The following is a 21,157-nucleotide window of genomic DNA, read 5'->3' on the forward strand; positions in this document are numbered from 1 at the left end:
CCTGTTTCAGGGGGTATCGTCCGAAGCTTCGTCCAGTTGCAGCACCATGCCTGGACGCAAGACGGCCCCAGGCTTCAGTCCGTTCATGCGCAGCAGGCGGGCGGCGGGTATGCCGTGCCGCTTGCCGATGCTCCACGCCGACTCGCCGCTCTTGACCGTGTGCGTGCGCCCCGGCGACGACGCATCCTCGTCCTGCGGCGGAGCGGTCGTCGCTGCGCTCGCCGTTGCGACGAGGGCCCCGCTTGCGGCGTCGGTCTCCGCAACCAGACTCGGCGCCAGCAGCCGCAGGGGGCGCGTACCGCGACTGAAACGCCCCGCCAGGGCCGGATTGAGGCGGTTGAGCAATGTCGGGGAATGTCCATGCGCGGTGGCCCACGAGGCCAGCGTGCCGCCGTCGGGCAGGGTATGGGCGGCCAGTCGCGGAACGGGGCGATCGAGCTGGTCCAGCCAGGCATCGCGGTCGTCCGCCTGCTGGAAGATGCAGGCCAGTGCGTGCAGCTTCTCGACATACGCATAGGTGATGCTGGAAAGTCCCGGCAGCTCGGCCGGGCGCGCGTTGCGCGCGTTCATGCCGGCACGGCGCATCGATTGGAGCACGCGGTACTCGCCCGCGTTGTAGGCCATCACCGCCAGCCGCCAGTCGCCGCCGAACATGCCATGCAAAGTCTTGAGGTAGCGCACGGCCGCCTGGGTGGAATCAACGGGCGACAAGCGGCCGTCGTAGCCTTCGCGCATCGGCACGCCGTGATTGCGCGCGGTGATGCCGATGAATTGCCACAGCCCCGCCGGACCGTTCGGATTTCGGGCGCCGGGCCTGTAGCCGCTTTCCACGAACGGGATGAGCGCGAACTCGGTGGGCAGCTGCGCGTCGCGCAGCGCGTCGACGACGTAGCCGAACAACGGCAGTAGATCGTCCTCGGTGCGCGCGAGCTGTCCCGGCGCATGGCCGAACTGCTTTTTCCAGCGGCCGTTGGTCGCGGCGCTGTCGCACTCGGGATCGGCCAGGCCATCGCGGAAACGTTGGTAGATCTCCAGACCGCTACGCTGATGGCCCGTCACCAAAGCGGTGGGCGCGAGGCTCTCGGATGACGGGGATTGCGCCGGCTCCGTCGTCGCCATGGGATCGGCGGCCAGCGCCATCGACGGGGCGGCGCCGAGCAGCGCTGTCAGGACTGCGGCGCGCAGGGAATTACCGATGCTCATGCGCGGAATTCGTTCTTCCACTGCCGCAGCGTGGCGAACGTCTCCACGCGATCGGTCGGCGCGCGCCCCAGGCGGTGCGCGACGGCATCGCGTACCGGTGCGGTATCCACGCGAAGGAAAGGGTTGGTGGCGATTTCGCTGCCCAGCGTCACCGGCAACGAGGGACGCCCCGCCTGGCGCATCGCGCGGGCTTCCTCGACGCGTCGGCGCAGGGCTGCATTGTGCGGGTCGACGGCCTGGGCGAAGGCGCCGTTGGCGAGCGTGTACTCATGGCCGCAGCAGACCAGGGAGGCAGGCGACAACGATGCCAAGCGGTCCAGAGAATCCAGCATCTGCGGCGGCGTGCCCTCGAACAGACGGCCACAGCCCAGGCTGAAAAGCGTGTCGCCGCAGAAGAGATGGGGCGGCCCTTCCGATCCCCCGCCGTGGAACGCGATATGGCTGCGGGTGTGTCCGGGGACGTCGAGCACTGCGAGTGTCCAGTTCTTCAGCCGCACCGTATCGCCAGCGCCGACCCGTTCGGTGGCATCCGGAATGCGGTCGTCGTCGGGCGCGAACACCGGCAGGGTAGGCCAGCGCTCCCGTAGTGCGCCCAGGCCGCCGGCGTGATCGGGGTGGTGATGGGTGACCAGCACCGCGGCCGGCCACAAGCCATTACCGGTGGCTGCCAGCACCGGTGCGGCGTCGCCAGGATCGATCACCAGCGCATCGCCGTCGTCATCAACCAGTGCCCAGATGTAATTGTCCTCGAAGGCGGGCAGGGCGAGCAGGCGCATCGGTGGACGAACTCCGGGATAGTGACGGACGCCCAGGGGCGGCGTCCTCTACAATCCGAACATGCCTGCCTTCGCGTTTACCCGTCAACCCGATGCCCTGGCATGGTTCGGGACCGGGCGCGGCGGACCGGTGCTGGCGTCAGAGCACGCCCGCGTCAGCCAGGCGCTCACCAGTCGCACCCCCCAGCCCTGGCTGTGGATTTCGCCCGAAGGGGCGGAGGTCGCGGCGACGGCCGCCCCGTCCACCCGCGGCGTGCACCTGCGGGCCCGGGCGGGTTCCTCCCGCCTCTCTGGCCAGGTCCAGTGCGCGCTGCCGCTGCCGCTGCCGACCGAGGCGTACGGCGTCATCGTGCTCCAGCACGCGCTGGATGCCGGCGATCCCCAGCCGCTGTTGCAGGAGTGCGCCCGTGTCCTCGAGCCGGGCGGGCGCCTGTGGCTGTTCGTCCTGAATCCGATGAGCCCCTACCGCTGGCGATGGCGCCGCACCGGTCTGGTGCCTCGGACATTGGGCCAGTGGCGGCTGCAACTGGCCGCCGCCGGCCTGACCGCTTCCCAGCATGTCCTCCATTACGGCCCGGTCTGGCGCGGACTTCCTGACGCCCCGGGCAGCAGCCCCGCGCCGCTGCGGGCCGCCTGCCTGCTGGAAGCGGAAAAGCGCGTCGCCGCCCTGATTCCCCCGGCACCCGTCGCCCGCGCCTGGCGTGCGGCGCCGGCCGCCTGAACCTTTACGAGATCGCATGAAGCACATCAGCATCCATACCGATGGTTCCTGTCTGGGCAATCCCGGCCCCGGCGGCTGGGCCGCCCTCCTGCGCTACGGCGAGAAGGAGCGCGAACTGGTGGGCGGCGAGGGCCAGACCACCAACAACCGCATGGAGCTGATGGCGGCCATCGCTGCGCTGGAAGCGCTGACCGAGACCTGCCAGGTGACCCTGCACATCGATTCGCAGTACGTGCGCCAAGGCATCACCGAATGGATGCCCGGTTGGGTGCGCCGCGGCTGGAAGACCGCGGGCGGTGATCCGGTGAAGAACCGCGATCTGTGGGAGCGCCTGCATGCCGCCGCCGGCCGCCACCGCATCGAATGGAAGTGGGTGAAGGGACACAACGGCGACCCGGACAACGAGCGCGTCGACGTCCTGGCCCGCAACGAAGCCATGCGCTTCCGCAGCGGAGCCATCGCATGACCGCGGCCTCGCTCGCGCCGGGATCCCTGGTGGCTGAAACACCGCGGTTGCGCCTGCGTGCAATGGACGACGGCGTCGACGCCGACGCCGCCATGATGCTGGCGCTATTGAACGAACCGAGCTTCATCCAGAACATCGCCGACCGCGGCGTGCGAACGCTTGACGAGGCGCGGCAGTACCTGCGCCAGGGTGCGCTGCGCAGCTATGCAGACCATGGTCTTGGCATGTACGCGGTCGAGGTGAAGGAAACGGGCGCGCTGATCGGCAATTGCGGCCTTGTGCGCCGCGAGGGCCTGGATGCGCCCGACATCGGCTATGCGCTGCTACCGGCGTACGTCGGGCAGGGCTATGCCGAGGAAGCGGCGCGGGCCGTGATCGCCGACGCGCGCGGGCGGCTGCAAGCCCGTCGCCTGCTGGCGATCGTCAATCCCGATAACGCCGCCTCGATCCGCCTGTTGCAGAAGCTGGGATTCGTCTTTGAGAGAATGGTCATGCTGCCCCACGTAGAGCGTGAGGTCGGCTTGTTCCATCTGAATCCCATCCCGGAAACCTTCGCCTGATGCGCCAGATCATCCTCGACACCGAAACCACCGGCCTGGAATGGAAGAAGGGCAACCGGGTCGTCGAAATCGGCTGCGTCGAACTGCTTGAACGCCGGCCGACCGGGCGCACCTACCACCAGTACATCAACCCGCAGCGCGAATTCGAACAGGGCGCGGCCGAAGTCACCGGCCTGAGCCTGGAGTTCCTGTCGGACAAGCCGCTGTTCGCCGATATCGCGGATGAGTTCCTGGCCTTCATCGAGGGGGCGGAGCTGGTGATCCACAACGCGGCGTTCGATGTCGGCTTCCTGGATTACGAGCTGTCGCGCCTGGGCGAGCGGTACGGCCGGCTGGCCGATCGCGTGACCGTCGAGGACTCGCTGCTGCTGGCCCGCCAGCGCTTCCCCGGGCAGCGCAATTCGCTGGATGCCCTGTGCAAGCGGTTGGGCGTGGACAACACCCACCGCCAGCTCCACGGCGCGCTGCTCGACGCCCAACTGCTGTGCGATGTCTACCTCAACCTGACCGCGGGCCAGAGCGAGATCGGTTTCGGTGGCGCGGAAGAGGCGACGGCAGGTGCCACCGTGGCGACGGTCATCGCCTTCGACGCTGCAAGCGCTGGGCAGCGCCCGCGCGTGGTGGTTTCCGCGGAAGAACTGGCCGCACACGAGGCCCGCCTGGAAAAGCTCAGGAAGAAAGCGGGCGGGCGTTGCCTGTGGGATCCGCCGGTACTGGAGCAGGCCGGCGCCTGAGCCGGGTCAGTGGCAGCGCACCAGGATCGCGGTGACGTTGTCGGAACCACCACCATCCAGCGCAGCGGCAATCAGGGTGTCCACGCATTCCTGCGCGCTGCAGTCGTCGTGCTTCAGCGTGCCGGCGATGCTGCGGTCGTCCACTTCCTCGGTCAGGCCGTCGCTGCACAGCAGGAGCTGCATGCCCGGGCGTAGTTCGCCGGTCATCGTTTCCACGTTGAGATGGTTCGGGTCGGTGACTCCCAATGCCTGGGTCACGACGTTGCGGTGAGGGTGCGAACGCGCTTGCTCCGCCGTCAGCGCGCCTTGCGCGATCAGTTCCTGCACGTAGCTGTGGTCCTGGCTGAGCTGGGCCAGTTGGCCCTCGCGCCAGAGATAGGCGCGGCTGTCGCCGACCCAGGCCACTTCGAAGCGGTTGCCTTGGATGCGGGCCGCCACCACCGTGGTGCCCATCGGCAGGGTGTCGTTGCGGCGACGCGAGGTGCGGATGATTTCTTCGTCAGCGATGCGGATCGCCTGCGCCAGCGGCGTGCCGTCGCGCACCTCGCGGACGATGGTTTCGCGGGCCAGCGCGCTGGCCACCTCGCCGCAGGCGTGACCACCCATGCCGTCGGCCACCAGCCACAGGCCCAGCTCGCTGTCGCCGTAGTAGGTGTCCTCGTTCAGCTCCCTGCGGAGGCCGACGTGGGAGATGTGGCCGAATTCGATCATGGTGTCCTGCGCTGTGGGACGGTCTTCGCCTACCCGTTCATACGCAATGATCCGGACGGACAGGACAACCGGCAAGGCCGACGCATGCAGGAGGGCGGTCGGGGTTCATCGATGTGCATGCCGATGGCCGCGGACGCACGTCAATCATGTCCGTCGGCTTGTCCGGAAGCGGCCCGCCACGTATCATTCACGGCCCCGGACGCGTCCGGGGCCACCGGAGAGGTGGCAGAGTGGTTGAATGTACCTGACTCGAAATCAGGCATACGTTAATAGCGTATCGAGGGTTCGAATCCCTCCCTCTCCGCCAGATTCGCGAAAGCCCCCGAAAGGGGGCTTTTTGCGTTCTGGCCTCCGCGCGAGGGATGCCGCGATGGAAGTCGCCGCCTAGAATGGCGTTCTTTGCCGGGAGCCTGCCATGTCCGAAATCCTCGTCCCCGTATCGTTCGGCGAGCTGCTGGACAAGATCGCCATCCTGCAGATCAAGTCCGAGCGCATGACCGATCCGGCAAAGCTGGCGAACGTGCGCGACGAGTTGGCGGCGCTCGAGCAGGCCTGGATGGCGCACCCGGCGGCGGGCCATTCGATTGTCGAACTGCGCGCCCAGCTGAAGGCCGTCAATGAACGGCTGTGGGAGATCGAGGACGAGGTGCGATTGAAGGAGAAGGCGCAGGCCTTCGACGATGCCTTCGTCCGCCTGGCGCGCAGCGTCTACATCGAGAACGACGAGCGCGCCCGTATCAAGAAGGCGATCAACTTGGCGCTGGGGTCGAGCTACGTCGAAGAGAAGTCGTACCAGGACTACCGCACCGGCGACGTCCCGTAAGGCATCGCGCGGAAGCCCTGCGCCAAGGCTTCGGTGACTGCTGCCGCGGGCCGTTCCTCGGAGGCGGGGAAACACCGGCCCGCCCACAGCAGGGAGTAGTCGTCCAGGCCGTGCGGCTCGGCCGCCTCGCGCAGCGGGGCGGAGAAGGCGGTCGCCAGCGGGAACGCGGGCGCATCCGCTGCCATCGGCCCCCAGGCGGCCATCGCATGATTGACGATGCCGCGCGCGGGGCGCCCAGTGAACACGTTGGTGACCGCGGTCGCGCGCGCCTGGCGCAAGGCCTGCCGGTGAACCGCGCGCGTGTCGGCTTCCGGGCACAACAGGTAGGCGGTGCCGACCTGCGCGCCCGCCGCGCCCAGTGCCATCGCAGCGGCCACGTCGCGCGCATCGGCGATGCCGCCGGCCGCGATTACCGGCACGTCGACGGCCGCGACGATCTGCGGCAACAGCGTGGCCAGATCCGACTGTAGGTCCAAGTCGTCGGACAGGAAGTGTCCCCGGTGACCGCCGGCCTCCCAGCCCTGCGCGATCACCGCATCCACGCCGCGCGCCTGTAGCCAGCGCGCTTCGTCCACCGTGGTCGCACTGGCCAGCACGCGGCAGCCTGCGTCGCGCACGCCGGCCAGCAACGCCTCCGCAGGCAGGCCGAAATGGAAGCTCACCACCGCCGGCCGATGCGCCGTGACCAAGGCCAATGCGTCGGCGTCGAAGGGACGTCGACCTGGCGCGGCGACGATGTTCGCGGGATCGATGCCGAAGCGCGCGTAATCGGCGTGCAGCCGCTCACGCCAGGCCTGCTCGCGCGAGGCGTCGGACGCTGGCGGCGCGTGGCAGAAGAAGTTGAGGTTCCAGGGCCGGTCCGTGCCTGCGCGCAATCGCCGGACTTCGGTGTCGAGCGCGTCCGGCGTCAGGGCGGCGGCGGGCAGTGCGCCCAGGCCGCCCGCTTCGCACACGGCGAGCGCCAACCGGCTGCCCTGTACGCCCGCCATGGGCGCCTGCAGCAGCGGCCAGCGGATCCCGAGCAGGGCGGCGAGGTCCACGACGTCAGCCGTCCAGGTCGGCGCGTCGCCGCTCGAACGCCGCCACGGCGTCTTCCACCGTCACGAGGTCCATGACGCCGTCGTGCTCGATCTTCGTGCCCCAGGGGAGGTCGGCGGCCGGCTTGCCGCGGTACTTGCGGGCGGCATCGTCATAGCGATCCACGCAATAGCGCGTGGTGGAGTAGGGGCCGCTGCGATGCGGATTGCTGGCGGCGTGCAGGCCCAGCACCGCGCTGCCCATCGCGTTGGCGATATGCATGGGGCCGGAGTCTGGCGTCACCACCAGGTCGGCGCGGGCGAGCAGGGCGGGCAGCTGCTTCAGCGTGTCCTTGCCGACGAGGTCCAGCACAGGGGCGCGTATGGCCGCGGTGATGGCATCGGCAGTGCGGCGTTCGAGATCGCTGCGGCCACCGCACAGCACGATGCGCCAACCCTGCGTGGCGGCGTGGTCGGCGAGCGCGGCGTAGCGGTCGGCGTACCAGTTACGGCGCTCATGGCTCGAACACGGCGAGATCATCAGCGTGCGCTGCCCGTCCGCAGGCCATTGCGCCGCCGCCCAGGCGTATGCGTCCTCGGGAACCGGCAGGCGCCAGACGACCTCGTCCTGGGTCAGGCCCAGCGGTTCGCAGAAGCTGCCGATCGCATCCAGCACGTGGATGCCAGGACGGTCGGGGATGCGCTCGTTGATCACCAGGCCGTGCAGGTCCTTCGAGCGGCTGCGGTCGTAGCCGATCCGCCGGCGTGCACGGATGAAGGCCGACAGGAGGTTGGCGCGCAGGGCCACCTGCATCTGCAGCAGCGCGTCGAAGCCCTTCGCCGGCAGTTCCGCGCGCAGCGCCCGCATGCCGGCCAGTCCGCTCTTCTTGTCGTAGGTGTGGAAGGTCACGCCCTCCAGCCCTTCCAGCAGCTTGAAGCCTCCCTTGTCGATGACCCAATGCAGGCGCACCTGCGGCCAGTGGCGTTGCAACGTGCGCACCAGCGGCACGACATGGGTCACGTCGCCCAGGGCGGACAGGCGAAGCAGGCAGAGCGATTGGGGAATCGTGGACAAGTGTTGTTAGACTCGCTGAATGGTCGGTTTTGACGCCTCGGAATCCCTGACGCCGTTCCGCGAAGGCAGCGGATACGGTGCGATTCTGTTCGACCGCAAACACCTGCGGCAAGCGAGCCCGGATTGGTTCCTGCCGGAAAAGTGGGGCGAGCGCGCCCGGCCGGTCGACAGCGGCGGCCGCGGCGGCGCCTGGTTCATCGATGCGCCGTCCAGCCAGTGCGTCCTGCGGCACTACCGGCGCGGCGGCCTGGCGTCGCGGTTCAGCAACGATCGCTACCTGTGGCACGGCCCGGACCGCACGCGCAGTTTTGCCGAATTCCGCCTGACCCGCGCATTGCTGGCGCGTGGCCTGCCGGTTCCGCGGCCCGTGGCGGCCAGCTACGTGCGTGACGGCATGTTCTACCGCGCCGCCATCTTGGTCGAGCGGTTGATGGACGTGCGCACGCTCGCCGACATCGCATCGCGGGACGAAGGCCGAGCGCCCTGGGAAAGCACGGGTCGGCTGGTGGCGCGCTTCCATCGTGCCGGCCTGGACCATGCCGATCTCAACGCACAGAACATCCTGTTCGACAGCAGTGGCCACGGGTGGCTGATCGACTTCGATCGCGGGCGCCTGCGCATTCCTGCGACGGCGTGGCGCGAACAGAACCTGGCCCGCCTCAGGCGCTCGTTGCTGAAGCTGCGGGGCGCGCGCAGTACTGAAGAGGTCGGCGTGGATTTCGCCCACCTGCGTCGCGCGTACGACCACGCCTGGTCGCGGGGTTACTGAGATGACGTGGGTGCTGCGCTTCCTCGGCGTGGGCAACGCCAGTGCGGTCGAACTGGGCTCGGCCATGGCCACGCTGGAGCGCGACGGCGCACCGTGGCTGACGATCGATTGCGGCGGCGAGGGCCTGACCGCGTACCATGCCCGCTACGGCGATATGCCTGATGCGGTCTTCATCACCCATGTGCACCTTGACCACGTGGCCGGCATGGAACGCCTGTTCGTTGCCACGTATTTCGACCCGGCCCGACGCGGCAAGGTCCGCTTGTACGTGCCGGCGCCGCTGGTGCCGCTGCTTCACCAGCGCATCGCCAGCTATCCGAACGTACTGGCCGAGGGGGGCGCGAACTTCTGGGATGCGTTCCAGCTGGTGCCGGTCGGCGACGCGTTCTGGCACGACGGACAGCGACTGGAGGTGTTTCCGGTGCGGCACCACTGGCCGGAGACCGCCTTCGGCCTGCGCCTGCGTGGCAGCGTGGTGTGGACGGGCGACACGCGTCCCATTCCAGAGATGCTGGTCCGCCACGCCGATGCTGACGAATTGATCGCGCACGATTGCGGGCTGCACGGGAATCCGTCGCACAGCGGCATCGACGACCTTGAGCGCGAATACCCATCCACGCTGCTGGCCCGCTGCGTGCTCTACCACTACGCCAGCCATGCGGACGGCGACGCCTTGCGTGCACGCGGCCACCGCGTCGCGTCGCCCGGCGAGGGTATCGCGCTGGCCGGGCCAACGCCCGTCGAGCTGCCGTGAACGCCGCGCCCCAGCCGCACGATCTGCTCGGGCGCCCGCTGCATGACCTGCGGCTGTCCGTGATCGATGCCTGCAATTTCCGCTGCGGTTACTGCATGCCGGCCGACCGGGTCCCCGAGGATTACGGCACCGATGCCTCGCAGCGCCTGTCGTTTGACGAGATCGACACCCTCGTGCGTGCGTTCGTGCGCCTGGGCGTGCGAAAGCTGCGTCTGACCGGCGGTGAGCCGCTGCTGCGCAAGCGTTTGCCCGAACTGGTGCGACGGCTGGCTGTGATCCCCGGTCTGGACGACATCGCGCTGACCACCAACGGCGTGCTGCTCGCGCACCAGGCGCAAGCGCTGCATGACGCAGGACTTCGGCGCATTACCGTCAGCCTGGATGCATTGGATCCCGCCGTGTTCGCCGAGATGTCGGGCAGGCGCGGACAGGTAGGCGACGTGCTCGCCGGGATCGATGCGGCCGTGGCGGCGGGTTTCGCGAGCCTGAAGATCAACGCCGTCGTCCAGCGGGGCGTGAACGAAGCGGAGGTGCTACCACTGGTCGATCGCTTCCGCGGCACCGGGCACGTCGTGCGCTTCATCGAGTTCATGGACGTCGGCGACAGCAACGACTGGCGGCTGGAGCGGATGGTCCCCTCGTCCGTGCTGCGCGACCGGATCGCCGCGCGCTGGCCGTTGCATCCGCTGCAAGCGGAGTACCGGGGCGAGGTGGCCGAGCGTTATGGATTCGACGATGGCGGCGGCGAAGTGGGCTTCGTCAGCTCGGTCAGCACGCCGTTCTGCGGCGACTGCCACCGCGCTCGCGTATCGGCGGATGGCAGGTTGTTCACCTGCCTGTTCGCATCGGACGGCACGGACCTGCGCGCGGTCCTGGGCCAGGGCGAAGATGCGCTGGTCGCGCACGTGGCTGGCCTGTGGTCGGCGCGGGGCGACCGCTACAGCGAGTTGCGTGGCCGCCCGGAAGTGCGGGACCGGCGCCGCGTCGAGATGTATCTTATCGGCGGCTGACTCTCAGGACCCGCATGCCCCGCACCGCATTGACCCACCTCGACGCCGACGGCCGGCCTGCAATGGTCGATGTGTCCGGCAAGGCCTCTACCGCGCGCGAGGCGCGGGCGACCTGCCGCGTACGCTTTCCCGCCGAGGTCGCAAGACAGCTGAAACGCAACGGGCTGCGCAGCGCAAAGGGCGGCATTGTCGATACGGCGATCATCGCCGGGACGATGGCCGTCAAACGGACGCACGAGCTGATCCCGTTCTGCCATCCGTTACCCATCGACGGCTGCCGCCTGTCGATCGACTGGGACGGCGAGACCACGTTGTTGATCGAATGCCAGGTGCGCACCGTGCACCGCACGGGCGTCGAGATGGAAGCGCTGACCGGTGCCACGGTGGCCGCCCTGACCGTGTACGACATGTGCAAAGCGTTGTCGCAATCTATCGTCTTGGGCCCGGCGAAGCTGGTGGCCAAGCGGGGCGGCAAGCGCGATGTGGGGTCGCCATGACGGTCACGCTCACCGTGCTCTATTTCGCCAGCCTGCGCGAACGCGCGGGCGCGGCCCGCGAATCGGTCACCACCAGCGCGGCCGATCTTTCCGGCCTGTATGCGGAGGTCCAGATGCGCCATGGGATCGCTTGGCCGCGCGAGCATCTGCGTGTGGCCGTCGATGGCGAATTCGCGCGCTGGCAGGATCCGCTGCGGTCCGGTAGCGAGGTCGCTTTCATCCCGCCCGTGAGCGGGGGCTGATCCATGCCCCGTTTTCTTCTTTCCGCGGAACCGCTCGATGTCGCTGCGTTGGGCGCCGCCCTGCGCGATCCGCGTGCCGGCGGCCATGCGACTTTCGAAGGCTGGGTCCGCGACCATCATGCCGGTCGCGCGGTGAATGGCCTGGATTACGAAGCCTATGGTGCACTCGCCGAACGCGAGGGCGAACGGATCGTTGCCGAGGCGATGGAACGCTTCGACGTGCTAGCGGCGTGCTGTGCGCACCGCGTCGGCGCGCTGGCGATCGGCGACCTGGCGGTGTGGGTCGGTGTCAGTGCCGCGCACCGGGGAGCCGCGTTCGACGCCTGCCGCTACATCATCGATGAAGTGAAGCAGCGTGTGCCGATCTGGAAACGCGAGCATTACCGTGAAGGCGATGCGGACTGGCTTCATCCCGTCGGGGAGGGGCCGTGAGCGTTCTGCGTCGCGTCGTTTTCGGCACGGCTGTCGCCCTCGCGTGCCTGTGCGCACAGGACGCCCGGTCTGCCGAATTGTTGGTCGGCAACAAGTCCGCCGACACCGTCTGGCGCCTCTCGTTGCGCGACGGCCGCCGCGTCGGCGAATACCGGACCGGCGAGGCGCCGCATGAGATCGCGGTGGCGCCGGATGGCCGCGTCGCCGTGGTGACGAACTACGGCGGTGCGAAGTCCGGCAACACGCTGTCCGTGCTGGACCTCGTCGGCGGCAAGCCGACGCGCACCATCGACCTGGGCCAGCACAGCGCGCCGCATGGCGTCCGCTTCCTGGCCGACGGGCGCCGCGTGCTGGTCACCACCGAAGCGTCCGCCAGCCTGATCGTGGTCGACGTGGCCTCGGGCGAGGTGGAGCAGAGCATCGACGTCGGTGGTGGCACCGGGCATATGGTGGCGTTGTCGCCGGACGGGCAGGTGGCTTACCTGACCAAGATCCAGGCCGGGACCATCAGCCGGATCGACTTGACCACGGGCGCGAGGATCGAAAAAGCCGCCGGTAAGGGCGCGGAAGGCGTGGCCGTTCGACCGGACGGCGCCGAAGTCTGGGTGACCAACCGCGAGGACGGCACGCTCACCGTGCACGACCCGCGCACGCTGGCGGTCAAGCGCCGCATGAGCAGCAAGGGCTTCCCGATCCGCGTGACCTTCGCCACCGACGGTGCGCTGGCCTTCGTCACCCATGCGCGCGCGGCTACGCTGGCCGTGTTCAACGCCAGGACCAAGGTACCCGTGGCGACCGTACCGCTTTCGCGCGAAGACATGGACTACCAGCCCACCATGCTGGGCAACGCGGCGCTTCCCATCGGCGTGGTGGTCGCGTCGGACCGCCCCCGCGCTTATGTCGCGATCAGCGGCGGCGACCGGGTTGCCGTCATCGACACCCAGCGCTGGCAGGTGATCGACTATTGGGTGACCGGGCGCGAACCCGACGCGCTGGGCCTCATCGCGGACTGAGTCGCGCGCATCCCGTCGGGCAGAAAAGGCGGTGGTCGCGCCGCGCCTCGCGATAGATCGGACGCGATGGCAACGATGCCGTCGCAACGGCCGTGGAGAGTGAATTCTCGGGCTTCGGAAAGGCGGTGGCCCCGCCGGCTGACCTCGGCGCCCGCGTCGATCGATACCGTTGCTGCCGCGCCCCGCGGTAGTTCCGCTGCGCTGAGAAAGATGCCGTCGCAACGGCAGGGGTCAGTGAATAGCCCGTGGCAGAAAAGGCGGTGGCCCCGCCGGCTGACCTCGGCGCCCGCGTCGATCGATACCGTTGCTGCCTTCCGGCCCTGGCGGGATTTTCGACCTAGCGTCGCGAGGGGCCGACGGGGCCACCATAGAAACGAAACCGCGCCGGAGCGCGGTTCGCCGTCATCCCGATACGCCGGGATGCATCGAATCTGGCGGAGAGAGGGCGGATTCACTCGGCGCTGCGCGCCTTCGCCCTGCGGGCGGCTTCGCCGTGCAAACCGCTACGCGGTTTGTCGAACCCGGGGGTTCTCACCCCCTCTCCACGTCCCGGCGAAACATCACGGACCTGGAGCCATCACTACGTCTTTCAATCTGGCGGAGAGAGGGGGATTCGAACCCCCGAAGCGCGGTTTAGACGCTTACACACTTTCCAGGCGTGCTCCTTCAACCACTCGGACACCTCTCCGGGACCTGAACGCGGCTGCGGGCCGCTTTCAGGGGCGTGAATTCTAGCCTCCGGTGAAGCAGGCCACAAGCGAAGCCGGTGGCGGGCGTCTTTCGGCCGGGGCCGCTTGCCGGCCGTGGCACAATGTCGGCATGTCCTACCTTGTCCTCGCCCGCAAGTGGCGCCCCAAGCGTTTTGCCGAACTGGTGGGCCAGGAACACGTGGTCCGTGCGCTCACCAACGCGCTGGATTCGGGGCGGGTGCACCACGCCTTCCTGTTCACCGGCACCCGCGGCGTCGGCAAGACCACCATCGCCCGCATCTTCGCCAAGTCGCTGAACTGCGAGAAGGGCACCAGCGCCGATCCGTGCGGCCAGTGCGCGGCCTGCCTGGACATCGACGCCGGCCGCTACATCGACCTGCTGGAGATCGACGCCGCGTCGAACACCGGCGTGGACGACGTGCGCGAAGTGATCGAGAACGCGCAGTACATGCCGTCGCGCGGCAAATTCAAGGTCTACCTGATCGACGAAGTCCACATGCTCTCGAAGGCGGCGTTCAACGCGCTGCTGAAGACGCTCGAAGAGCCGCCGGAGCACGTCAAGTTCCTGCTCGCCACCACCGACCCGCAGAAGCTGCCGGTGACGGTGCTGTCGCGCTGCCTGCAGTTCAACCTGAAGCGCCTGGACGAAGAACAGATCCGCGGGCAGATGACCAAGATCCTCGGCGCCGAGCAGATCGAAGCCGATACCGGGGCGATCGCACAGCTCGCGCGCGCGGCCGACGGTTCGCTGCGCGACGGCTTGTCGCTGCTCGACCAGGCCATTGCCTACGCCGGCGGTGCCCTGCGCGACGACGGCGTGCGCACGATGCTGGGCACCGTGGACCGCACCCAGGTCAACGCGATGCTCGCCGCGTTGGCACAGGGGGACGGTGACACGCTGCTGCGCGTGATCGCGGGCCTGGCGGAGTTTTCCCCCGACTGGAGCGGCGTGCTCGATGCCGTGGCCGAAGCGCTCCATCGCATCCAGGTACGCCAGCTGGTGCCTTCCGGCGCAGTGGAAGCCGAAGGCGTGGATGTCGAGGCGTTCGCCGGGCAGTTGCGGCCGGAAGTGGTCCAACTCTGGTACCAGATGGCGATCAACGGCCGGCGCGACCTGCACCTGGCGCCGAGCGGGCGCGCGGGTTTCGAGATGAGCCTGCTGCGCATGCTGGCGTTCCGTCCGGCCCAGAACGGCGAAATGCGTGGCGAAGGAAAACCGGCGCCGGCAGTAGCCGACCCGGGCGCTGCCGTTTCCGCGGCGCCTCCCAAGCCGGCACGCACCCCTGAGCCCGTTCGCGAGGCGATGCCGACGCCGGCCGCGCCTGTCCGTGAAGCGAAGACGGCCGTCTCGCCGCCGCCTTCGTCCGATGATCCGCCGTGGGCGCCCGCCCCCCCGGTGGCGCCGCCGCCCGCTGCGCCGGCTGCACGCACGGCGATGCCGGCGGACATCGGCATCATCGACGCCGAGACCTGGCTTCATTTCGCCAGCACGTGCGGCCTGAAAGGGGTCGGCAAGCAGCTGGTCGAGAACGTGTCCTTCTCCGGTTACGCCCACGGCACGCTGACGCTGGCGTTGGACAGCGGGTTCGACTACCTGCGCTCCGAGCGCACGCTGGGCGAACTGGCCGACGCCATCGCCGAACGCTACGGCGTCGCGCCCCGGCTGGCGTTCGCCACCGCCACGGCCGCCGCAGATGCCGAAACGCTCAAGCAGCGCAGCCACCGGCAGCGCGGGGAGCGGCAGAGCGAGGCCGAGGAAACCTTCATGAACCATCCGGATGTACAGCGCCTGGTGCAGCAGCATGGCGCCAAGCTCGTCCCGGATTCCATCCGTCCTTACGAAGAGTGATCACGACATGCGTGGAAACATCGCCCAACTGATGCAGCAGGCGCAGAAGATGCAGGAGAACCTGCAGCGCGCCCAGGAAGAACTCGCGAAGCTGGAAGTCACCGGCAACGCCGGCGCCGGCATGGTCAGCGTCACGCTGACCGGCGCCAAGGAGTGCCGGAAGGTGCGCATCGATCCGTCGGTGCTGTCCGATGCGGAGATGCTGGAAGACCTGATCGCGGCCGCCTTCAACGACGCATCCAACAAGGTCGATGCCGAGTCCAAGTCCCGGATGGGTGCGGCCACGGCCGGCATGCCGATGCCGCCGGGCATGAAGCTTCCGTTCTGACGCGCACCGGTCCGACGCCCGTGTAGGGCGGGTTCGGATCGGGGGTGACGATGTCCAGTCCGCTGCTCGAACAGCTCATCGAATCACTGCGCGTGCTGCCCGGCGTCGGGCAGAAAACGGCCCAGCGCATGGCCTACCACCTGCTCGATCGCGAACGGGACGGCGGCAAGCGCCTGGCCGCCGTACTCGCCGATGCGCTCGAGCGCATCGGTCACTGTGCGCAATGCCGCGACTTCACCGAAGGCACGTTGTGCGCGATCTGCGCCAGCGGCAGCCGCGATCGTCATCAACTGTGCGTGGTGGAATCGCCGTCGGACCGCCTGGCCATCGAGCAGGCGACTGGGTATCGCGGGGTGTACTTCGTCCTGCACGGGCGCCTGTCGCCGCTCGATGGCATCGGCCCGCGCGAGCTGGGACTCGATGCGCTCGCGGACCGGCTGGCTGCGGGCGAAGCGGGCGAGCTGATCATCGCCACCAATCCCACGGTAGAGGGCGAGGCGACGGCGCATTACCTCGCCCAACTGGCGCGGCAGCACGGTGTCCGGCCGAGCCGGTTGGCGCACGGCGTGCCGCTGGGAGGCGAGCTGGAATACGTGGATCGCGGCACGCTGGCGCATGCGTTCGGCGGCCGCAGCGAAATGACCTGACCCGCCCTGGAAGACGAACCATGACCGACACGATCTTTGCCCGCATCATCCGTCGCGAGATTCCCGCCACGATCGTCTACGAGGACGACGAGGTGCTGGGTTTCAAGGACATCGCGCCGCAAGCGCCGGTGCATGTGCTCTTCATCCCCAAGCACGAAGCCATCCCGACGCTCGACGACGCGCGTCCGGAGCAGGCGGTGCTGGTCGGCAGGCTGGCGCTGGCGGCCGCCGAGTACGCGCGCCGCGAAGGCTTCGCCGAGGACGGCTACCGCGTGGTGATGAACTGCCGCGAACACGCGGGGCAGACGGTGTTCCACATTCACCTGCACCTGCTGGCCGGGGCACCGCTGGGACGCTTCGGCACACCGGGCTGACCCATCACCGGACCCAAAGAAAAAGCCGCCCGAGGGCGGCTTTTTTCATGCGGCGATGGCGGTGTTCACCACCAGCCCCAGCGGCCCCAGCGCGGACCCCAGAAGGGATCGTAGTACGGGTAGGGGCGCACGACCTCGACTTCGCGCACTTCGGGCCACAGGTAGACCACCTCGGCCGCCACGCGCGGAAGTTGGTAGTCGTAGTCGCCGATGCGCGTGCTCTCGTAGCCATCGATCTTGCCGACGAAGGTCACTTCGCGGCCCTCGGCGAACACGGCCGGATCGTAGAAGCCGGCGCGGCAGGCGATGAAGCGGCCGTCCGTCGCGTCCGGCGCGCTCGCCAGCGGGCGGCCCGTCGCGGCAAGCGGACGCGACACCAGCTGGAAGCAGGTGCTGTTCTGGCCCGGTGTGGTGCTGATGATGCGGCCGCCCCAGCGGACGGAAGCGCCCACCTGCGGGGTCGCGACCGAGTCGCGCGGATTGACGGGGGTGAAGCTGCCCTGCAACGGTGCGGGCGCCGTGGCACAGGCGGACAGCAGCACGGTGGCGGAAGCGGCGAGGACAGCGAAACGAAGGTTCATGGCCAGTCTCCAGTGGGTCACGGGCGGTGCCGGCGCAGGTCTTCGATCAGTGCGCGGTGATCCCCCTCATCCGGAGCGTAGCGCGCGGCAGCGAAACGCCGGCTGAGCGAAAACAGGAGGTTCGCGCCGTGCGGACGTCGTGCGGCGACGCGGCGCGCCCAGTCCATGGCGGTTTCGTGCGGCTCGCGGCCCAACCCGAAGCGCGCGTAGCGCCGGCCCAGGCGATGCCAGGCGCGCAGCAGGGGATCGCGTTCGCGCTCGGCGCGCGCCAGCCACCACGCCATCCAGCCGAGCGTGCCGATGGCCGCAAGGCCGAACAGAACGCCGAGCCCGGCGCCGCCGAGTCTGTTCGCACCCAGGCGTTCCAGTAACTGCGTCTGTCGGCGGGCATCGAAACCGAGCACCAGGTCGTTCCAGCCCCGTCGTAGCCAGTCGCTGACGCTGCCAAACCCTTCCAGGGTGAGTGGACCGGCGGCCTCGCCTTCGCCCAACTGATCCTCCAGCGTATCGTAGATGCGCTCTGGCGCCACCGCCGCGGTCGGGTCGACGCGGACCCAGCCGCGCTCGGGCAGCCAGACTTCGGCCCAGGCATGGGCGTCCATCTGCCGGACCACCCAATAACCCCCCAGGCGGTTGTAGACGCCGCCGGTATAACCGGTCACCACGCGCGCAGGCACGCCTGCGGCCCGCATCAGGAAAACGAACGAGGAACTGAAGTGTTCGCAATAGCCCTGCTGCTGGTCGAACAGGAATTCGTCCACGGCGTTCCTGCCGGGTAGGGGCGTGTCGAGCGTGTAAGCGAATTCCTCACGGATCCAGGCCAGCGCGCGCTGGACGATGGCGGCGTCGTTGCCATCCGCTTCCTGTCGCCACTGCCGCCCCAGGCCAAGGGTCCGGGGGTTGAACCCGGTGGGTAACTGCAACGCTTGTTGCCTGAGTGTCAGCGGAAGATCCACTTCGAATCGCAGTGGCGCGGCCGAGCGCATGCGCCAGCGTGTCAGTGCGCTCAAGGGCGCGCGGACGGTCAGGCCATAATCACGAGCCAGATGCGCGCTGTCTGGGGCGGAAGTGGGCAGATCCAGTGCGATCAACTGGCGTCGATCCGTGGGCTCGACTTCCAACTGGTAGTCCCACGCCGTGTCGGCACGGGTTGTCGTGGCGGGCGGCAACCCGCGCAGCCAAGTAGACTGCGTCCAAGTACGGCCGTCGAAATTCCACAGGACCGGGCCACGCCAGTACATCTGTGACGGAGAGGGCGTCCTGCCGAAGAACTGGGCGCGGAACGCGGCGCTGTCGTCGGCCATCAGGTCGATCCAGCCGCCCGGTGACATGTCGTCGGAGAGGCCTGGTCTCGCCTGCGCGCGATCTGGTACGCCCCAAAGCGGAGATGCGAGCCGGGGGAACAACCAGAACGCCGCCAGCACCAAGGGAAGGCCGATCAACACCAAGCGACCGACCAGCGCCAGGCGTGGCAACAACCTAGGCGCGTTTGCGGTCGCCTCCGCCTCGACGTCGGCCAGCCGCTGCAGCGCGATCAATCCGGCGCAAATGCCGAGCAGACCGAGCGTCGTCGTCATCGGTCCTTGGTCGAGCAGAAAAGCCGCAAATGGGGCAAAGAACCCGAAACCGACCAAGCTGCGGTTGTCGCGCAGGCTCAGGGTTTCAGTGGGTTTGATCGCCAGCATCGCAGCCAGCAACGCGCAGCCCGTATCGCGCCCGAAGCGCATGCCACTGGCATAGATCACCGCCGCCAGCATGGCAAACGCCAGCAACACGCGAAGCCAGGCGGGCATCGGGCGCCACCAGGCTGCCGTGGCCAAGCCCACGGCCGCCATACCGAGCCCGAGCGACAGCGCGGGCGACAACTGCAGCAGCAGCGCCAGCAGGCACAGCGCTGCGCTTCCCAGCGTCCAGAGTCGGCTGGTGCGGTCGGGAACGGGCGCGTCAGGCCGGGCGGTCGGCATGTGGCATCAGCGCGAGGGCGCGCAGGCAAAGGTGGCGGTGAAGGGGGCCGTTCGCGGGCCCCAGGGGTGGCTGGCCAGGCAGCGTGAGCCGATAGCGCCGGCCTTCGCGTTCGCCGAGCTCTACCCAGTGCGCGAGGCGCCGGATGCGTTCCTCGTGCGCGAGCGCACCCAGGGCATCCCAGTCCAATCGGATTTCCGCGCCGACCGGTTGCTCGTACTCGCGGACCAGCAGCATGTCGCGCCGCGCGGAGGGCTTCCACGCGATGGTGCGTGGGGCATCGCCCGGGCGATAGCCGCGCAGGTGGTGGACGTCGTCACCGGCCGGGTCCAGCTTCGCGCGTTGACCTGTGCGTCCCCCCTCCGGCAAGGGCGGGCCGAGGACTTCGAGCGCGGGATAGACGAGCAACGGCGGCGGCCAGATCCACGACCAGGCACGCGCCAGGCCGAGGGGCTGCGTGGTCGACACGCGCAGCCGGCCGATGTCATGCCAGCCGCGACGGTGCGTCGGCAAGCGCAGTTCCACCACCGCGCCCTCGGCGGACATCGTGGGCGCGAAGGCAACGGCCTCGGCGCCATCGAGCCTGAGGCCTCGCCGCAGGCGACCGTCGTGCGCGGATAGCGCGACGTGCAACATGAGCGATTCGCCGGCGTGCACCGCGTCGGCCGACACCGCGTCCATGCGCAGGCCGGACAATTGCAGGTGGGCGAAGATCAGGCTCGCCAACCCTGTCGCGCCGAGCAGCAGCGCCATCAGCAACGCCGGATTGTTGTTGTAGTTCAGTGCGCCCAAGGCCATCGTCAAGACGAGCGCGGCATAGAAGAGGCCGAAGCCCGTCGGCAGGACATACACGCGCCGGCGGTCCAGCTGGACGGGCAACACTTCGGCCGCGCGCGGGCGGGCGAGCAGGGCCAGCCGGCGTGCCAGCGATGCGCGCAAACCGGCCACCCTCAATCCACCGGCACCGCGTGCAGGATGGCCTTGGCCAGCGCAGCGGCCGACGCCGCTTCGGCTTCAGGCACGAGGCGATGGGTGGCGACGGCGGCGAACAGGGCCTGGACGTCGTCGGGCAACACGTGGTGGCGGCCGAGCAGCAGGGCGTAGGCCTTGGCCGCCCGCAACAGCGCGATGCCGGCGCGCGGCGACAGGCCTACCCGCACGCCGGGCTGCTGGCGGCTGCGCGTGAGCACGGCTTGCACGTAGTCGATCAGCGCTTCGCTGGCGTGCACATCGCCGACGGCCTGGCGCAGCGCCATCACCTCGTCCGAAGACAACAACGGCATCGCCTGCGCGATCAACATGCGCCGGTCGGTGCCAGCCAGCAGGGCGCGCTCGGATTCCGCGCTTGGATAGCCCAGCGCCAGGCGCAGCAAAAAGCGGTCGAGCTGCGAGTCCGGCAACGGATAGGTACCGGACAGGTCGACGGGGTTCTGCGTCGCGATGACGAAGAACGGGTCGGGCAACGCATGCGTCACGCCATCCAGCGTGACCTGGTGTTCGGCCATCGCCTCCAACAGCGCGCTCTGCGTGCGGGGCGGGGCGCGGTTGATCTCGTCGGCCAGCAGCACGTTGGTGAAGACCGGGCCGGGATGGAAGGTGAAGGCGCGCGCTTGTGCGTCGTACACCGATACGCCCAGCACATCGGCCGGCAGCAGGTCCGAGGTGAACTGCACCCGCTGGAAGGTCAGGCCCAGGGTGGCGGCCAGCGCATGCGCCAGCGTGGTCTTGCCCAGGCCAGGCAAATCCTCGATCAGCAGGTGACCGTCGGACAGCAAGGCGACGAAGGCCAACCGCACTTCATGCGCCTTGCCCAGCACCAGCGAATTGACCTGGGCCTGGGCCCGCTTGAGGGCGTCGGCCAGGCCTTCGGATAGCATAGGGCGGGTGCTGGGAATGGCGGACAT

The 21,157-nt window shown here is 68.8% G+C and carries 25 protein-coding genes, 2 tRNA genes and 1 other RNA gene; 17 read left to right on the forward strand and 11 right to left on the reverse strand.

The window, feature by feature from the left end; all coding sequences use genetic code 11:
- Positions 1-6: 6 nt before the first annotated feature.
- Positions 7-1,203 (reverse strand): lytic transglycosylase domain-containing protein, encoded by a 1,197-nt coding sequence (locus tag AC23D6_RS07155; RefSeq protein WP_487752084.1) that lies wholly within the window; start codon positions 1,201-1,203, stop codon positions 7-9.
- A complete protein-coding gene (gene gloB, locus AC23D6_RS07160; protein ID WP_487752085.1) occupies positions 1,200-1,979 on the reverse strand; it encodes a hydroxyacylglutathione hydrolase in 780 nt (259 codons plus the stop codon). Before gloB ends, AC23D6_RS07155 begins: the two co-directional genes overlap by 4 nt.
- A 61-nt stretch (positions 1,980-2,040) precedes the next feature.
- Between gloB and AC23D6_RS07165 the strand changes: the two genes are divergently transcribed.
- Genes AC23D6_RS07165 through dnaQ form a run of 4 tightly spaced genes read left to right on the forward strand, consistent with a single transcriptional unit; the run spans position 2,041 to position 4,460 of the window.
- Positions 2,041-2,700 carry a class I SAM-dependent methyltransferase gene (locus AC23D6_RS07165; protein WP_487752086.1) on the forward strand — a complete coding sequence of 220 codons (660 nt, stop codon included), beginning with the start codon at positions 2,041-2,043 and terminating at the stop codon, positions 2,698-2,700.
- Positions 2,701-2,716: 16 nt separating this feature from the next.
- Positions 2,717-3,166: a ribonuclease HI gene (gene rnhA, locus AC23D6_RS07170; RefSeq protein ID WP_487752087.1), complete on the forward strand. Its 450-nt coding sequence runs from the start codon at positions 2,717-2,719 to the stop codon at positions 3,164-3,166.
- On the forward strand, positions 3,163-3,726 hold the full coding sequence (locus AC23D6_RS07175; RefSeq protein ID WP_487752088.1) for a GNAT family N-acetyltransferase: 564 nt from the start codon (positions 3,163-3,165) through the stop codon (positions 3,724-3,726). The genes rnhA and AC23D6_RS07175 overlap by 4 nt, the downstream gene beginning before the upstream one ends.
- Entirely contained in the window at positions 3,726-4,460 is a 735-nt protein-coding gene (dnaQ, locus tag AC23D6_RS07180) for a DNA polymerase III subunit epsilon (RefSeq protein WP_487752089.1), read from the forward strand. The genes AC23D6_RS07175 and dnaQ overlap by 1 nt, the downstream gene beginning before the upstream one ends.
- Before the next feature lie 6 nt (positions 4,461-4,466).
- Here the strand turns inward: dnaQ and AC23D6_RS07185 are convergent, their stop codons facing one another.
- The gene (locus AC23D6_RS07185; RefSeq protein WP_487752090.1) at positions 4,467-5,171 is read right to left on the reverse strand and encodes a PP2C family protein-serine/threonine phosphatase; all 705 of its coding nucleotides are present in this window, start codon (positions 5,169-5,171) and stop codon (positions 4,467-4,469) included.
- Positions 5,172-5,387: 216 nt separating this feature from the next.
- On the opposite strand from AC23D6_RS07185, the gene AC23D6_RS07190 reads away from it, so the two are divergent.
- Positions 5,388-5,478: transfer RNA gene (locus AC23D6_RS07190), tRNA-Ser, on the forward strand.
- Between the two features lie 108 nt (positions 5,479-5,586).
- Positions 5,587-5,994, forward strand: a complete 408-nt coding sequence (locus AC23D6_RS07195; protein WP_487752091.1) for a DUF6165 family protein — start codon at positions 5,587-5,589, stop codon at positions 5,992-5,994.
- Here the strand turns inward: AC23D6_RS07195 and AC23D6_RS07200 are convergent.
- Both AC23D6_RS07200 and AC23D6_RS07205 read right to left on the reverse strand, forming a co-directional pair.
- Entirely contained in the window at positions 5,970-7,034 is a 1,065-nt protein-coding gene (locus AC23D6_RS07200) for an NAD(P)H-dependent flavin oxidoreductase (RefSeq protein WP_487752092.1), read from the reverse strand. The genes AC23D6_RS07195 and AC23D6_RS07200 overlap by 25 nt on opposite strands.
- A 4-nt stretch (positions 7,035-7,038) precedes the next feature.
- On the reverse strand, positions 7,039-8,085 hold the full coding sequence (locus AC23D6_RS07205) for a glycosyltransferase family 9 protein (RefSeq protein ID WP_487752093.1): 1,047 nt from the start codon (positions 8,083-8,085) through the stop codon (positions 7,039-7,041).
- Between the two features lie 19 nt (positions 8,086-8,104).
- On the opposite strand from AC23D6_RS07205, the gene AC23D6_RS07210 reads away from it, so the two are divergent.
- Genes AC23D6_RS07210 through AC23D6_RS07240 form a run of 7 tightly spaced genes read left to right on the forward strand, consistent with a single transcriptional unit; the run spans position 8,105 to position 12,802 of the window.
- Complete coding sequence (locus AC23D6_RS07210) at positions 8,105-8,854, forward strand: 3-deoxy-D-manno-octulosonic acid kinase (protein ID WP_487752094.1); 750 nt, start codon at positions 8,105-8,107, stop codon at positions 8,852-8,854.
- Position 8,855: 1 nt separating this feature from the next.
- On the forward strand, positions 8,856-9,608 hold the full coding sequence (locus tag AC23D6_RS07215) for an MBL fold metallo-hydrolase (protein ID WP_487752095.1): 753 nt from the start codon (positions 8,856-8,858) through the stop codon (positions 9,606-9,608).
- Positions 9,605-10,618, forward strand: a complete 1,014-nt coding sequence (moaA, locus tag AC23D6_RS07220) for a GTP 3',8-cyclase MoaA (protein ID WP_487752096.1) — start codon at positions 9,605-9,607, stop codon at positions 10,616-10,618. The genes AC23D6_RS07215 and moaA overlap by 4 nt, the downstream gene beginning before the upstream one ends.
- A 14-nt stretch (positions 10,619-10,632) precedes the next feature.
- Positions 10,633-11,115 carry a cyclic pyranopterin monophosphate synthase MoaC gene (gene moaC, locus AC23D6_RS07225; protein WP_487752097.1) on the forward strand — a complete coding sequence of 161 codons (483 nt, stop codon included), beginning with the start codon at positions 10,633-10,635 and terminating at the stop codon, positions 11,113-11,115.
- Positions 11,112-11,357 (forward strand): molybdopterin converting factor subunit 1, encoded by a 246-nt coding sequence (moaD, locus tag AC23D6_RS07230; RefSeq protein ID WP_487752098.1) that lies wholly within the window; start codon positions 11,112-11,114, stop codon positions 11,355-11,357. Before moaC ends, moaD begins: the two co-directional genes overlap by 4 nt.
- Before the next feature lie 3 nt (positions 11,358-11,360).
- The gene (locus AC23D6_RS07235; protein ID WP_487752099.1) at positions 11,361-11,789 is read left to right on the forward strand and encodes a molybdenum cofactor biosynthesis protein MoaE; all 429 of its coding nucleotides are present in this window, start codon (positions 11,361-11,363) and stop codon (positions 11,787-11,789) included.
- Positions 11,786-12,802, forward strand: a complete 1,017-nt coding sequence (locus AC23D6_RS07240) for a beta-propeller fold lactonase family protein (protein ID WP_487752100.1) — start codon at positions 11,786-11,788, stop codon at positions 12,800-12,802. Before AC23D6_RS07235 ends, AC23D6_RS07240 begins: the two co-directional genes overlap by 4 nt.
- Positions 12,803-13,065: 263 nt before the next feature.
- Here AC23D6_RS07240 and ffs read toward each other — a convergent pair.
- Positions 13,066-13,162: signal recognition particle sRNA small type (ffs, locus tag AC23D6_RS07245), an RNA gene on the reverse strand.
- Between the two features lie 235 nt (positions 13,163-13,397).
- Positions 13,398-13,490 (reverse strand) — tRNA-Ser (locus tag AC23D6_RS07250).
- Between the two features lie 131 nt (positions 13,491-13,621).
- Between AC23D6_RS07250 and dnaX the strand changes: the two genes are divergently transcribed.
- From dnaX to AC23D6_RS07270, 4 genes are read left to right on the forward strand one after another with little or no spacing between them, the layout of a single operon-like run.
- Positions 13,622-15,361, forward strand: a complete 1,740-nt coding sequence (dnaX, locus tag AC23D6_RS07255; RefSeq protein WP_487752101.1) for a DNA polymerase III subunit gamma/tau — start codon at positions 13,622-13,624, stop codon at positions 15,359-15,361.
- 7 nt (positions 15,362-15,368) lie between these two features.
- A complete protein-coding gene (locus tag AC23D6_RS07260) occupies positions 15,369-15,689 on the forward strand; it encodes a YbaB/EbfC family nucleoid-associated protein (RefSeq protein ID WP_093297077.1) in 321 nt (106 codons plus the stop codon).
- A 50-nt stretch (positions 15,690-15,739) separates the two neighbouring features.
- Positions 15,740-16,336 carry a recombination mediator RecR gene (gene recR, locus AC23D6_RS07265; protein ID WP_487752102.1) on the forward strand — a complete coding sequence of 199 codons (597 nt, stop codon included), beginning with the start codon at positions 15,740-15,742 and terminating at the stop codon, positions 16,334-16,336.
- A gap of 20 nt (positions 16,337-16,356) precedes the next feature.
- Positions 16,357-16,710 (forward strand): histidine triad nucleotide-binding protein, encoded by a 354-nt coding sequence (locus AC23D6_RS07270; RefSeq protein ID WP_487752103.1) that lies wholly within the window; start codon positions 16,357-16,359, stop codon positions 16,708-16,710.
- 65 nt (positions 16,711-16,775) lie between these two features.
- Here the strand turns inward: AC23D6_RS07270 and AC23D6_RS07275 are convergent, their stop codons facing one another.
- Genes AC23D6_RS07275 through AC23D6_RS07290 form a run of 4 tightly spaced genes read right to left on the reverse strand, consistent with a single transcriptional unit; the run spans position 16,776 to position 21,157 of the window.
- Positions 16,776-17,291, reverse strand: a complete 516-nt coding sequence (locus AC23D6_RS07275; RefSeq protein ID WP_487752104.1) for a Slp family lipoprotein — start codon at positions 17,289-17,291, stop codon at positions 16,776-16,778.
- A gap of 17 nt (positions 17,292-17,308) precedes the next feature.
- Complete coding sequence (locus tag AC23D6_RS07280) at positions 17,309-19,255, reverse strand: transglutaminase TgpA family protein (RefSeq protein ID WP_487752105.1); 1,947 nt, start codon at positions 19,253-19,255, stop codon at positions 17,309-17,311.
- Complete coding sequence (locus tag AC23D6_RS07285; RefSeq protein ID WP_487752106.1) at positions 19,236-20,201, reverse strand: DUF58 domain-containing protein; 966 nt, start codon at positions 20,199-20,201, stop codon at positions 19,236-19,238. The genes AC23D6_RS07280 and AC23D6_RS07285 overlap by 20 nt, the downstream gene beginning before the upstream one ends.
- Before the next feature lie 2 nt (positions 20,202-20,203).
- Positions 20,204-21,157 (reverse strand): AAA family ATPase, encoded by a 954-nt coding sequence (locus AC23D6_RS07290; RefSeq protein ID WP_487752107.1) that lies wholly within the window; start codon positions 21,155-21,157, stop codon positions 20,204-20,206.

Source organism: Pseudoxanthomonas sp. G3 (assembly GCF_057654715.1).